We start from the raw sequence: 12342 nt of genomic DNA, 5'->3' as shown, positions 1-12342 counted from the left end.
CACCCTGAACAAAACAACAGCGCGAAATAAGAAACTGAGATGAAGCAACCCAACGCCTGGAACCCCCGCTGGCGCCTGCTTGCCTGCGCAGCCCCCGCCGCCGTCTTCTTCGCGGCCTTCTGGCTGCTGCCGGTCGTGCGCCTGCTCACGCTGCCGGCGAGCAAGGGCTGGTCCACCTACTTCGCAGTGCTCACCGACTCGCGCTACCTGCAGAGCATGGCCAACACCGTGGCGCTGTCGGTCGCGGTGACATTGGCAACCCTGGTGCTCGGCGCCGCCGTCGGCATCTACCTCGCGCGCCATGCCTTCACAGGCAAGCGCATGCTGCTGTCGCTGCTCACGCTGCCGCTGTCCTTTCCGGGCGTGATCATCGGCTTCTTCGTGATCCTGCTCGGCGGGCGCCAAGGGCTGGTGGCCGACATCGGCGACAGCCTGTTCGGCGAGCGCATCACCTTCGCCTATGGCCTGCTCGGGTTGTTCCTCGCGTATCTCTATTTCTCCTTGCCGCGCGCCATTGCCACCTATGCCGCCGCGGCCGAGGCCATGAACATGCAGCTCGAAGAAGCCGCACGCTCGCTCGGCGCCTCGCGGCTGCGCGTGGCGCGCGACGTGTGGATGCCCGAACTCGCGCCCACCACGCTCGCATGCGGCGCGATCCTGTTCGCCACCTCGATGGGCGCCTTCGGCACCGCGTTCACGCTGGCCAGCAAGTTCGAGGTGATCCCCATCACCATCTACAACGAGTTCACCAACTACGCCAACTTCGCGCTCGCCGCGTCGCTGTCGATCGCGCTGGGCCTCGTGACCTGGCTGGTACTGTTCGCCGCGCGGCGCTTCGGCGCCAACCCGGTCGCGCGCTGAATCAAGGAACTCCCTCATGCGAAAGAACACGCAACCCAGGGCGCCCTTCCTGCTGGCCATCACCGTGCTCGTGAGCCTCTTCATGATCGCGCCGATGCTGCTGTCGGTGATGGCGGGCCTGGTCAACAACTACAGCGCGGGCCTGAAGAGCGGCCTCACGCTGCGCTGGCTCGGCGAGGTGTGGGAAAACTACGGCGGCACCGTCGGCTGGTCGCTCGCGCTGGCGCTGGCCTGCGTGGTCGGCACCGTGCTGCTGGGCGTGCCCTGCGCCTATGCGCTGGCGCGCAGCCGCTCGCGCGCGGCGCACATCTTCGAGGAGCTGCTCACGCTGCCGGTGGCGGTGCCGGGCCTGGCCACGGCGCTGGCGCTGATCCTCGCCTACGGCCAGCTCACGGCCTTTCGACAGAGCTTCGCCTTCATCCTCGTGGGCCACATGGTGTTCACGCTGCCGTTCATGGTGCGCACCGTGAGCTCGGCCTTCCAGCGCGACGACCTGCTCGCGCTCGAAGAGGCGGCCCGCTCGCTGGGTGCGAACTTCCGCCAGCGCTTCATGGGCATCCTCATGCCCGCCGTGTTCCCCGCGATCGTGGCCGGCAGCCTGATGGTGTTCACGCTCTCGGTGGGCGAGTTCAACCTCACGTGGATGCTGCACACGCCGCTCACGCGCACCCTGCCCGTGGGCCTGGCCGACAGCTATGCCTCGATGCGCATCGAGATCGGATCGGCCTACACGCTGGTCTTCTTTGCCGTGATCCTTCCGGTGCTGTGGGGCCTTCAATATCTTGCCAACCTGATGCAGAAACGCCATGGAACTTGAACGCATTCCCATCGACATCGCGAACTGCGCGAAAACCTATGCCGACGGCACGCGCGGCCTGCTGCCCACCCACCTGCATGTGGAGGCCGGCGAGGTGCTGGCGCTGCTCGGCCCCTCGGGCTGCGGCAAGACCACGCTCCTGCGGCTGATCGCGGGGCTCGAAGCGCCCGACGAGGGCAGCCGCATCGTGTTCGGCGGACAGGACGTCACCGATCGGCCGGTGGAGCATCGCGGCGTGGGCATGGTGTTCCAGAGCTATGCGCTGTTTCCGCAGATGACGGTGGCGGCCAACATCGGCTATGGGCTGCGCATCCGCGGCGTGGCGCCGGAAGAGGAAAGGCGCGCGGTGGGCGAACTGGTCGACCTGACGCGGCTGGGCGGCCTGGAGAACAAGCGCCCCGCCGAGCTCTCGGGCGGCCAGCGGCAGCGCGTGGCGCTGGCGCGCGCGGTGGCCGTGCGCCCGCGCGTGCTGCTGCTCGACGAGCCGCTGGCCGCGCTCGACGCCAAGCTCAAGGAGTCGCTGCGCGACGAGCTCGCCGAGCTGCTGCGCCGGCTGCACATCACGGCCATCCACGTCACGCACGACCAGCAGGAGGCCCTGGCCATTGCCGATCGCCTGGCGGTGATGAGCGCCGGGCGCATCGTGCAGATCGGCCGCGGCGAAGAGCTGTACCGCACGCCGGCACATCCCTTCGTTGCGGAGTTCCTGGGCCGCGTCAACCGCCTTGCACGCGAAGCCGACGCCATCGCGCAAGGCGTTGTCCGACTCGGCGGAAGCACCCTCCCTTGCCCGCCCGCCTGGCGCAGCCATGCGATGCTGCTGGTGCGCCCCGAAGACGTCGAAGTGAGCGCACCGCGGCCCGACTGGGGCGCTGCCACGGTCGAGCGCCGTACCTTCCTCGGCGACCGCGTGCAGCTGCAATTGCGGGTGCAGGACCAGCCCCTGCTCGTGGCCGACGTGGGCCGCGACACGCCTTTCGGCCCCGGCGATCCGGTGGGCCTGCGCATCCTGCCCGACCGCCTGATGACGTCGCAGGAGACCCTCGCATGACGACAACAACGACACAAGACACCACCTTCCTGGTCCAGCTGACCGACCTGCACATCCGCGAGCCGGGACGCCTGGCCTATGGCCGCATCGACACCGCGCCCTACCTGGAGCGCGCGGTGCAGTCGGTGCTGCGGCTGCCGCAGCAGCCCGACGCCGTGGTGATCACGGGCGACCTGAGCGACTTCGGCCGCGCGGCCGAATACGAGCACCTGGCGCGCCTGCTGGCGCCGCTCACGATGCCGGTCTACCTGATGCCCGGCAACCATGACGAGCGCGACCAGCTGCGCCGCAGTTTTCCCGGCCATGCCTACCTGGCGGCGGGCGTGGGCTCGGCCGGCTTCGTGCAGTATTCGGTGCGCGTGGGCGCGCTGCGCCTGCTCACGCTGGACACCTGCGTGCCGGGCGCGAGCCACGGCGAGTTGTGCGGCGAACGGCTGGCCTGGCTCGAGGAGCAGCTCGATGCCTGCCGCGGCGAGCCGGTGGTGATTGCCATGCACCACCCGCCTTTCCGCACGCTGATCGGCCACATGGACGAGATCGGCCTGCTGCAGGGCGCCGAGGCGCTCGAGGCGCTGGTCGCGCGGCACCGCAACGTGGAGCGCGTGATCTGCGGCCACCTGCACCGCGCCATCGACGTGCGCTTCGGCGGCAGCATCGCATCGACTTCACCGGCGCCGGCGCACCAGGTCTGCCTGGACCTGTCGCCCGATGCGGCCTCGGCCTGGACGCTGGAGCCGCCGGGCTTCAAGATTCACGCCTGGTCGGCCCGGGACGGCCGGCTCGTGACCCATCTGGCGGCTTCCGGCACATTCGAAGGGCCTTTTCCCTTCCATGACAACGGAGCGTTGATCGACTGAGGCCATAGATGTGGAAAATGGGGCCGCAAACGAACAAAAACGAAAAGGATAGAAACCGGCATCCATGAAGCACCTCCTGAACCTGCTCGCCGCCGTCGCCCTCCTGGTGTGGGGCACGCACCTCGTGCGCACGGGCGTGCTGCGCGTGTTCGGCGCCAACCTGCGCAAGATCCTGGTGCAGAGCATGCGCAACCGGTTCACGGCCGCGCTGTCGGGCATCGGCGTCACGGCCCTGGTGCAGTCGAGCACCGCCACCTCGCTGATGACCTCCTCCTTCGTGGGGCAGGGCCTGGTCACGCTGCCGGCGGCGCTGGCCGTGATGCGGGGGGCGGACGTGGGCACGGCGCTCATCTCGGTGCTGTTCTCGGCCGACCTCTCGTGGCTGTCGCCGATGTTCATCTTCGTGGGGGTGGTGCTGTTCATCACCCGCTCGGCCAGCGTGGCGGGCCGCGTGGGTCGGGTGCTGATCGGGCTGGGGCTGATGCTGCTGGCGCTGCAACTGGTGGTGGAAGCGACCGAGCCTCTCTTTTCAGCGCCGGCCGTGCGCGTGCTGCTGGCCTCGCTCAACAGCGACGTGCTGCTCGAGATCACCATCGGCGCGGTGCTGGCGATCGTGGCCTATTCGAGCCTGGCGGTGGTGCTGCTGGTGGCGGCCATGGCCAGTTCCAACGTGGTGCCGCTGGACGTCGCGCTCGGGCTGGTGCTGGGCGCCAACCTCGGCAGCGGCCTGCTGGCGGTGCTGACCACGGCCAAGTCCGCGGTGCCGGTGCGGCAGGTCACGGTGGGCAACCTGCTGTTCAAGGCGCTGGGCGTGGCCATCCTCGCGCCTTTCGTCGGGCTCTGGCTGCGCCATGTGCAGCCGCACGTGCCGAATGCCACGCACGGCGTGGTGCTGTTCCACCTGGCGTTCAACGTGCTCATCAGCGTGGGCTTCATCGGCCTCACGCAGTGGGTGGCCACGCTGGTCACGAAGATGCTGCCGGTGCCGCCGGTGCCGGCCACCTCCACGCGGCCGCATCACCTCGACCCGTCCGCCCTCTCGACGCCCTCGCTCGCCATTTCCAACGCGGCGCGCGAGGCGCTGCACCAGGCAGACGTGGTGGAGACCATGCTCATCGGCACGCTCGACGTGATCCGCCACAACGACCTGCGCCTCGCGCAGGAGCTGCGGCAGCTCGACGACACGGTGGACGAGCTCTACTCGGCCATCAAGTACTACATGACGCGCATCTCGCGCGAGGCGCTGGGCGAGGAAGAAAGCCGGCGCTGGACCGACATCATCAGCTTCACCATCAACATGGAGCAGATCGGCGACATCATCGAGCGCGTGATCATCGACATCGAGGACAAGAAGATCAAGCCGCAGCGCAATTTCTCCGAAGCGGGCATGGCGGAAATCGTGGAGCTGCACGGGCGACTGGTCGCCAACCTGCGGCTGAGCATGAGCGTCTTCCTGAACGGCAACGTGCGCGACGCGCAGCGGCTGCTCGAGGAAAAGGCGCGCTTCCGCGACCTCGAGCGGGCCTACGCCACCACCCACCTCGACCGGCTCTCCGACCGCACCACGCTGAGCATGGAGACCAGCTCGCTGCACATCGACCTGATCAGCGACCTGAAGCGGGTCAACTCGCACATCTGCTCCATTGCCTATCCGATCCTCGAATCGGCGGGCGCGCTGGCGCCGAGCCGGCTGCGCGAATCGCGGCTCGGCAAGATCGAGGGCTGATCTGGCGTCGGGTCGGTCAGTGCGCCGCCGGGAACGGCGGGACCGAGAACTGCTCCTGCCGGCGGCGCAGGCAGAAGTCGATCAGGTCGTCGAGCTCGGTGGCCTTGTCGAACACCGCGTCGGCGCCCAGCTGCGCGCACTTGCGCCGCATCTGCGGCGTCAGATGGTTGCTGAGCACCACCATCTTCTGGTTCGGATCGCGGTTGCGGCAGGCTTCGAGCACGCCGAAGCCGGTGCCATCCTTCAGGAACAGGTCGACGATGGCCAGGTCCCATTGCGAGAGATTGCCCGCGAGCCAGCGCGCGCCTTCGTTCTCGGTTTCGGCCTGGCCCACCGGATCGACCCGCGCCACTTCGCGCAGCGTGCCGGCCAGGTTCTCGCGGATGGCGGCGTTGTCCTCGACGATGAAGGTTCTGACGGTGTCCATGGCACTGGCCTTCGCTGGCTTTGCTGAAGGCTACAAAGTGCGCCCTGCACAAGACGCAGGCATGACACCCCACCACGGGTAGGACAGGGGCTGGCCCCGCGGCGGGCCCGCCGCGGCCCGGCCTCAGAGCGTGAGGATGGTGCAGCCGGTGGTCTTGCGCGCTTCCAGGTCGCGGTGGGCCTGCTGCACGTCGGCCAGTGCATAGCGCTGGTCGATCGGGATCTTCACCGCGCCGCTCTGCACCACGGCGAACAGGTCGTCGGCCATGGCTTGCGTGCTCTCGCGCGTGGCGATGTGCGTGAACAGCGTCGGCCGCGTCACATAGAGCGAGCCCTTGGACGCGAGCGTGCCCAGGCTGATCGGCGGCACCGGGCCCGAGCCGTTGCCGAACACGGCCAGAAGGCCGAACGGGCGCAGGCAGTCGATGGAGCCTTCCCAGGTGTCCTTGCCGACCGAGTCGTACGCCACCTTCACGCCCTTGCCGCCGGTGATCTCCTTCACGCGGGCCGCGAAGTTCTCGGTGCTGTAGTTGATGGCATGCGCCGCGCCGTATTCGAGCGCGAGCTTGCACTTGGCGTCGCTGCCGGCCGTGCCGATCAGCTGCAGTCCGAGCGCCTTGGCCCACTGGCAGGCGATCAGGCCGACGCCGCCAGCCGCCGCGTGGAACAGGATGAAGTCGCCGGGCTGCAGGCCTTCGGCGGGCAGCGTCTTCTTCAGCAGGTATTGCGTCGTGAGGCCCTTGAGCATCATGGCCGCGCCGGTCTCGAAGGAGATCGCATCGGGCAGCTTGCAGACGGTCTTGGCCGGCATCACGCGCAGCTCGCTGTAGGCACCGGGCGGCTGGCTCGCATAGGCGGCGCGGTCGCCGGCCTTCAGGTGCGCCACGCCTTCGCCCACCGCCTCGACCACGCCCGAGGCTTCCATGCCCAGCTGCAGCGGCATCTGGAACGGATAGAGCCCGCTGCGCTGGTAGGTGTCGATGAAATTCAGGCCCACGGCCTTGTGGCGGATGCGGATCTCGCCGGGGCCGGGCTCGCCCACCTCGACGTCGACGATCTTCAGTTCCTCGGGGCCGCCATGGCGGTCGATACGGACGGCTTTGCTCATCATCTTTGCAGTCTCCAGTCGCACAGAAAAGAAGAGGCGCATGGTGCCACGTTTGGCCTTTGCACGGCGGGGGCGGGGAATGCCCGGTAGAGTCGGCGGCCATGCAGATCCAGCAGCGCCTCACGCCTTCCACCGTCTTCCTGCTCACCGTGCCGCCGCTGCTGTGGGCGAGCAATGCGGTGGTCGGCCGCCTGGTGCGCGACCTGGTGTCGCCGCTCACGCTGAACTTCGTGCGCTGGGTCATCGCGTTCGTTCTGCTGCTGCCGCTCGCATGGCCTGTGCTGCGCCCGGGCAGCCCGATGTGGGCGCACTGGAAGCGCTATTCGGTGCTGGGGCTGCTGGGCATCGGCTGCTACAACGCATTCCAGTACCTGGCGCTGCAGACCTCCGCGCCGATCAACGTCACGCTGGTGGGTTCCAGCCTGCCGCTGTGGATGCTGGCGGTGGGCGGCATTTTCTTCGGCGCGCGTGTCGGCGGGCGCGAGATCGGCGGCTCGCTGCTCTCGATGCTGGGCGTGCTGCTGGTGCTGAGCCGGGGCGAATGGCGGCAGCTGCTCGCGCTGCGGCTGGTGCCGGGCGATCTCTACATGATCCTGGGCACCATCGCCTGGGCGTTCTACAGCTGGTTCCTGGTGCGCACGCGGGAGCCGCAGGGCGTGCGGCAGGACTGGGCCGCGTTCCTGATGGCGCAGCTGGTGTTCGGCCTCGCATGGTCGGGCCTGTTCGCGGCCGGGGAATGGGCGCTGACCGATGCGCGCATGGAGCTCGGTTGGCCGCTGCTGGCGGCGCTGGCCTTCATCGGCATCGGCCCGGCCGTGGTGGCCTACCGCTGCTGGGGCAGTGGCGTGCAGCAAGCGGGGCCGCAGGCGGCGAGCTTCTTCATGAACCTCACGCCGCTGTTCGCCGCGCTGCTGTCCGCGGCCTTCCTGCGCGAGCCGCCGCACTGGTACCACGGCGCGGCCTTTGCGCTGATCGTGGGCGGCATCGTGATCTCGTCACGGCGCTGATCGAACAACGCCCCTTTCAAGCGAACACCGCGATCTCAGTAAGTGCCTGGGTAGGCGCCGCCGTCGGCCAGTACGTTCTGCCCCGTCATGTAGCCCGCCTGCATGCTGCAGAGAAAGGCGCAGATGGCGCCGAACTCGGCGGGCGTGCCGAAGCGCCTGGCCGGAATGTTCTTCTTGCGGGCTTCCCACACGGTGTCGAAGTCCTGCCCCGACTTCTGCGCTGCGCCGGCCATCGTGCCCTTCAGGCGGTCGGTGTCGAAGGAACCGGGCAGCAGGTTGTTGATGGTCACGCCCTGCGCGGCAATGGGCGTGCGCGCCACGCCGGCCACGAAGCCCGTGAGGCCGCTGCGCGCGCCGTTGGAGAGGCCGAGGATGTCGATGGGCGACTTCACAGAGCTCGAGGTGATGTTGACGATGCGCCCGAAGCCGCGCTTTGCCATGCCGTCGACCGTGGCCTTGATGAGCTCGATGGGGGTCAGCATGTTGGCGTCGACCGCCTTGATCCATGCCTCGCGGTCCCAGTTGCGGAAATCGCCCGGGGGCGGGCCGCCGGCGTTGGTGACGACGATGTCGAAGTCGTGGCCGAGCGCGAACACCGCGGCGCGGCCGGCCTCGGTGGTGATGTCGGCGGCCACGTGCTTGACGAAGGGGCCCGATGCGCCTGCGGCTTCGGTCAGCTTCTTTGCCGCCGCCTCCAGCGCCTCGGCGCCGCGCGCCACGATGACCACGTTCACGCCCTCGCGCACCAGCGCCTCGGCGCAGCCGTAGCCGAGTCCCTTGCTCGCGCCGCACACCAGCGCGGTCTTGCCTGCAATGCCCAAATCCATGTTGTTTGCTCCTGAACTGCAGGGGCGCTAGCGCCCCGTGCGTGTGAAAACGAAGATGCCCGCAATCACGAGCACCGTGCCGGCCGCGATCCACGCGGTGAACGGCTCGCCGAGTATGACCACGCCCATGAGGATGGTCGACAGCGGCCCGATCATGCCGGTTTGCGCCGCCATGGCCGGGCCGATGCGCTCGATGGCCATCATGACCATGAGGACAGGCACCGCGGTGCACAGCGTGGCGTTGAGCACCGACAGCCAGATGACCTCGGGCGCCACCTGCATCGCGGCGCTCACCGGCCGCATCAGCACGAACTGCAGGATGCACAGCAGGCAGGCCACGGTGGTGGCCAGCCCCACGAGCCGCAGCGACCCGAGGCGCTTGACGAATTCGCCGCTGTAGACGAGGTAGGCCGCATAGCTCACGGCGCTCAGGAACACGAGGAAGGTGCCCCAGGCCGCCGCCCCGCCGCCCTTGCCGCCGCCGATCCAGAGCTCGTGCCCGAACACGAGCAGCACGCCCGCATAGCTCACGATCATGCCAAGCACCTGCGGCCGCGTGGCGCGCCGCCGATACAGCAGCCAGCCGAACAGCAGCACCAGCGTGGGGTTGAGATAGAGAATGAGCCGCTCGAAGCTGGCCGAGATGTAGGCGAGCCCCGCAAAGTCGAGAAAGCTCGCGAGGTAGTAGCCCGAGAAGCCGAGCCCGGCCACGCCGAACCAGTCGCGCAAGGTGAGCGCGGGCTTGCCGCGGCCGGCCCACCATGCCATCACCGCGAACAGCGGCAGCGCGAACAGCATGCGCAGCATGATCAGCGTGATCGCATCCACGCCATAGCGGTAGGCCAGCTTGACGATGATGGCCTTGCCGCTGAATGCGACCGCGCCCAGCGAGGCGAGGATGAGGCCGGGCGCAAGGCTCCTTGCGCCGCTGGCAGAAGAAGAAGAGGGAATGCCGGTCTGTACGGCGGACTTGGTCATTCCCCGATCATCGCGCGGCCGTCAAAAGCCTGCAGCCAGGCCGTCGCGGCGCGGATCGCTGGCCGCCACGTAGCCTTCGACCGACGGATCGCCCGCGCGCCAGATGAACTGGCCGGCGCCGAAGTCCTGGTAGGAGTCGTCGATCACGTCGAGGTGGTGGCCGAGCTCGCGCAGGCCCTGCACCGTGGCCGGGTTCATTGCGGCCTCGACGTTGATCTCGAGCCCCGCGTTGAAGCGCCAGCGCGGCGCATCGCAGGCGGCCTGCGGGTTCTGCCTGTAGTCGAGCATGCGCACCAGCGTCTGCATGTGGCCTTGCGGCTGCATGTTGCCGCCCATCACGCCGAAGCTCATCACCGGCTGGCCGTCCTTGGTGAGGAAGGCCGGGATGATGGTGTGGAACGGCCGCTTGCCCGGCGCCACGACGTTCGGGCTCTCGGCCTTGAGGCTGAAGCCATGGCCGCGGTTCTGCAGGCTGATGCCGAACTCGGGCTCCACGCAGCCCGAGCCGAAGCCCATGTAGTTGCTCTGGATGAAGCTCACCATCATGCCGCTCTCGTCGGCGGCCGTGAGGTAGATGGTGCCGCCCTTGACGGGGTTGCCGGCCTTGAAGTCCTGTGCCTTTTTCACGTCGATGAGTCTCGCACGCGATGCGAGGTAGGAGTCATCGAGCATTTGCGCGGGTGTCACCGTCATCGACGATGGCTCCGACACATAGCGGTAGACGTCGGCGAAGGCGAGCTTCATCGCCTCGATCTGCAGATGCTGCGAAGCGACCGAGTCGACCGGCAGCGAGGCGATGTCGAACTTCTCGAGGATGCCGAGCGCGATCAGCGCCGCAATGCCCTGCCCGTTGGGCGGAATCTCGTGCAGCGTGTGGCCGCGGTAGTCGCGCGAGATCGGCTTGACCCATTCGGGCTGGTAGGCCGAGAGGTCGGCCACCGTGAGCGAGCCGCCCTGCTCCTTCGAGAACCTTGCAAGCGCCTCGGCGATCTCGCCGTTGTAGTAGGCCTCTCCCTTGGTGCGGGCAATGGCCTTGAGCGCGCGCGCGGCGGCCGGAAAACGAAACAGCTCGCCGATCTCGGGTGCGCGGCCCCAGGGCAGAAAGGACTGCGCAAAGCCTGGTTGCGACTCGAGCAGCGAGGTGGCGGCCAACCACTTGCCTTGCACCACCGGCGGCACCAGGTAGCCGCGCTCGGCGATGTCGATGGCTGGTGCCAGCAGGTCGGCGAAAGGCAGCTTGCCGAAGCGCTCGCTCAGCGCCACCCAGCCGCGCACCGCGCCGGGCACAGTGACCGAATCGATGCCGCGCATCGGCGGCGTGGCGGCATCGGCGCCGTACTTGGCCTTGAAGTATTCGGGCGTCCAGGCCTTGGGCGCGGGGCCCGAGGCGTTGAGGCCGTGCAGTTCCTTGCCGTCCCACAGGATGCAGAAGGCGTCGCTGCCCAGGCCGTTGCTCACGGGCTCGACCAGCGTCATCACGGCCGCCGTGGCAATGGCCGCATCGACGGCATTGCCGCCCTGCTGCAGCATGCGCAGCCCCGCCTGCGAGGCGAGCGGGTGCGACGTGGACACCACGTTGCGCGCGAAGATCGGAATGCGGGTGGAGAGATAAGGGTTGCTGAAATCGAAGTTCATGGGAATGTGCTCGCTTATTCGTTGGTGATCTTGCGCTCGACCACGATCTTTTTCCACTTGGCGGCGTCGGCCGCCACCATCCTGGCGAACTGCTCGGGCGTTCCGGAGGCAGCAGGCTCGATGCCCAGGCGCGAAAGCTTTTCCTTCACTTCGGGATCGGCCAGCGCTTCGTTCGCGGCCTTGTTGACGCGCGCCACGATGTCCGCCGGCAGCCCCTTGGGGCCGTAGAAGCCGAACCAGGTGTTCGACTCGAAGCCCGGCAGCGTGTCGGCGATCGACGGCAGCTCGGGCGCGAGCGGGCTGCGCTTGGGCGTGGTGACGCCCAGCGCGCGCAGCCGGCCGTCGCGCACGTGCGGCATGCCCGTGGGCAGCGAGTCGAACAGCACGTCGACCTTGCCGCTGATCAGGTCGGGAATGGCCAGCGCCGTGCCCTTGTAGGGAATGTGCGTCACGAACACCCCGGCCTGCGACTTGAAGAGCTCCGCCGTCAGCTGCACGATGGTGCCGTTGCCGCTCGATGCGTAGTTGAGCTTGCCGGGGTTCTTCTGTGCGTGGGCTATCCATTCGCGCACGGTCTTCGCGGGCGAGTTGACCGGCACCAGCATGATGCTCGGCGCGTCGCCCACATGCGCGATGGGCGTGAAGTCGCGCACCGTGTCATAGGGCAGCTTGCTGGAGATGGCCGGCCCGATCGAATGGGTGCTGGTGGTGGCCAGCAGCAGCGTGTAGCCGTCGGCCGGCGCCTTCGCGGCCATGTCCGAGCCGATGGCCCCGCCCGCGCCCGGCTTGTTGTCGATGACCAGCGTGGTGCCGAGCTTCTCGCTCATCTTCTGCCCGAGGGTGCGGGCAAAGAGGTCGGTCGCGCCGGCCGCCGGAAACGGCACGATGAGCCGCACCGGCTTGTTCGGGTAGCCCTGGGCCAGGCTGGTGGACGAGGCGGCCATGCACAGCAGCGCAACGGCGGCCCCTTGAAGGAACTGGATTCTTTTCATGGTGCTTGGATTCTGGCCCCGTGGAGAAACCTCGCATGCTATGCAGCCGCCGCACAT

At 68.2% G+C, this 12342-nt stretch carries 12 protein-coding genes; 6 read left to right on the top strand and 6 right to left on the bottom strand.

Annotation, left to right across the window (positions count from 1 at the left end):
• Positions 1-39 precede the first annotated feature (39 nt).
• The 5 genes from RZE77_RS06120 (at position 40) to RZE77_RS06100 (ending at position 5312) form a co-directional block, all read left to right on the top strand.
• Entirely contained in the window at positions 40-861 is an 822-nt protein-coding gene (locus tag RZE77_RS06120) for an ABC transporter permease (protein WP_319441114.1), read from the top strand.
• 16 nt (positions 862-877) lie between these two features.
• On the top strand, positions 878-1678 hold the full coding sequence (locus RZE77_RS06115; protein WP_319441113.1) for an ABC transporter permease: 801 nt from the start codon (positions 878-880) through the stop codon (positions 1676-1678).
• Positions 1668-2729 (top strand): ABC transporter ATP-binding protein, encoded by a 1062-nt coding sequence (locus RZE77_RS06110; RefSeq protein WP_319441112.1) that lies wholly within the window; start codon positions 1668-1670, stop codon positions 2727-2729. The genes RZE77_RS06115 and RZE77_RS06110 overlap by 11 nt, the downstream gene beginning before the upstream one ends.
• Complete coding sequence (locus RZE77_RS06105; RefSeq protein ID WP_319430334.1) at positions 2726-3586, top strand: phosphodiesterase; 861 nt, start codon at positions 2726-2728, stop codon at positions 3584-3586. Before RZE77_RS06110 ends, RZE77_RS06105 begins: the two co-directional genes overlap by 4 nt.
• Before the next feature lie 64 nt (positions 3587-3650).
• A complete protein-coding gene (locus RZE77_RS06100; protein ID WP_319441111.1) occupies positions 3651-5312 on the top strand; it encodes a Na/Pi cotransporter family protein in 1662 nt (553 codons plus the stop codon).
• A gap of 16 nt (positions 5313-5328) precedes the next feature.
• Here the strand turns inward: RZE77_RS06100 and RZE77_RS06095 are convergent, their stop codons facing one another.
• Both RZE77_RS06095 and RZE77_RS06090 read right to left on the bottom strand, forming a co-directional pair.
• A complete protein-coding gene (locus tag RZE77_RS06095) occupies positions 5329-5739 on the bottom strand; it encodes a response regulator (RefSeq protein ID WP_319441110.1) in 411 nt (136 codons plus the stop codon).
• Positions 5740-5862: 123 nt separating this feature from the next.
• Positions 5863-6846 (bottom strand): quinone oxidoreductase family protein, encoded by a 984-nt coding sequence (locus tag RZE77_RS06090; RefSeq protein WP_319442310.1) that lies wholly within the window; start codon positions 6844-6846, stop codon positions 5863-5865.
• A 101-nt stretch (positions 6847-6947) separates the two neighbouring features.
• Here RZE77_RS06090 and RZE77_RS06085 point away from each other — a divergent pair, with 101 nt between their 5' ends.
• Positions 6948-7853, top strand: coding sequence for a DMT family transporter (locus RZE77_RS06085; protein WP_319441109.1), 906 nt, complete (start codon positions 6948-6950; stop codon positions 7851-7853).
• A 35-nt stretch (positions 7854-7888) separates the two neighbouring features.
• Here the strand turns inward: RZE77_RS06085 and RZE77_RS06080 are convergent, their stop codons facing one another.
• From RZE77_RS06080 to RZE77_RS06065, 4 genes are read right to left on the bottom strand one after another with little or no spacing between them, the layout of a single operon-like run.
• Positions 7889-8680 (bottom strand): SDR family oxidoreductase, encoded by a 792-nt coding sequence (locus tag RZE77_RS06080; protein ID WP_319441108.1) that lies wholly within the window; start codon positions 8678-8680, stop codon positions 7889-7891.
• Between the two features lie 27 nt (positions 8681-8707).
• Positions 8708-9658 (bottom strand): DMT family transporter, encoded by a 951-nt coding sequence (locus RZE77_RS06075; RefSeq protein WP_319441107.1) that lies wholly within the window; start codon positions 9656-9658, stop codon positions 8708-8710.
• A 21-nt stretch (positions 9659-9679) separates the two neighbouring features.
• On the bottom strand, positions 9680-11293 hold the full coding sequence (locus RZE77_RS06070) for a gamma-glutamyltransferase family protein (protein ID WP_319430324.1): 1614 nt from the start codon (positions 11291-11293) through the stop codon (positions 9680-9682).
• A gap of 14 nt (positions 11294-11307) precedes the next feature.
• Positions 11308-12285 (bottom strand): Bug family tripartite tricarboxylate transporter substrate binding protein, encoded by a 978-nt coding sequence (locus tag RZE77_RS06065; protein ID WP_319441106.1) that lies wholly within the window; start codon positions 12283-12285, stop codon positions 11308-11310.
• Positions 12286-12342: the final 57 nt, after the last annotated feature.

It is taken from the genome of Variovorax sp. SPNA7, from assembly GCF_033807855.1.
GTDB lineage: Bacteria > Pseudomonadota > Gammaproteobacteria > Burkholderiales > Burkholderiaceae_C > Variovorax > Variovorax beijingensis.
Note: the sequence above shows the minus strand (reverse complement) of the source record. Positions and strands in the feature narration are given on the sequence as shown.

What these genes read in the sequence shown, in the direction of transcription:
- RZE77_RS06120 (WP_319441114.1), top strand. Translation starts at nt 40, where the DNA reads ATGAAGCAACCCAACGCCTGGAACCCCCGCTGGCGCCTGCTTGCCTGC.
- RZE77_RS06115 (WP_319441113.1), top strand. Translation starts at nt 878, where the DNA reads ATGCGAAAGAACACGCAACCCAGGGCGCCCTTCCTGCTGGCCATCACC.
- RZE77_RS06110 (WP_319441112.1), top strand. Translation starts at nt 1,668, where the DNA reads ATGGAACTTGAACGCATTCCCATCGACATCGCGAACTGCGCGAAAACC.
- RZE77_RS06105 (WP_319430334.1), top strand. Translation starts at nt 2,726, where the DNA reads ATGACGACAACAACGACACAAGACACCACCTTCCTGGTCCAGCTGACC.
- RZE77_RS06100 (WP_319441111.1), top strand. Translation starts at nt 3,651, where the DNA reads ATGAAGCACCTCCTGAACCTGCTCGCCGCCGTCGCCCTCCTGGTGTGG.
- RZE77_RS06095 (WP_319441110.1), bottom strand. Translation starts at nt 5,739, where the DNA reads ATGGACACCGTCAGAACCTTCATCGTCGAGGACAACGCCGCCATCCGC.
- RZE77_RS06090 (WP_319442310.1), bottom strand. Translation starts at nt 6,846, where the DNA reads ATGAGCAAAGCCGTCCGTATCGACCGCCATGGCGGCCCCGAGGAACTG.
- RZE77_RS06085 (WP_319441109.1), top strand. Translation starts at nt 6,948, where the DNA reads ATGCAGATCCAGCAGCGCCTCACGCCTTCCACCGTCTTCCTGCTCACC.
- RZE77_RS06080 (WP_319441108.1), bottom strand. Translation starts at nt 8,680, where the DNA reads ATGGATTTGGGCATTGCAGGCAAGACCGCGCTGGTGTGCGGCGCGAGC.
- RZE77_RS06075 (WP_319441107.1), bottom strand. Translation starts at nt 9,658, where the DNA reads ATGACCAAGTCCGCCGTACAGACCGGCATTCCCTCTTCTTCTTCTGCC.
- RZE77_RS06070 (WP_319430324.1), bottom strand. Translation starts at nt 11,293, where the DNA reads ATGAACTTCGATTTCAGCAACCCTTATCTCTCCACCCGCATTCCGATC.
- RZE77_RS06065 (WP_319441106.1), bottom strand. Translation starts at nt 12,285, where the DNA reads ATGAAAAGAATCCAGTTCCTTCAAGGGGCCGCCGTTGCGCTGCTGTGC.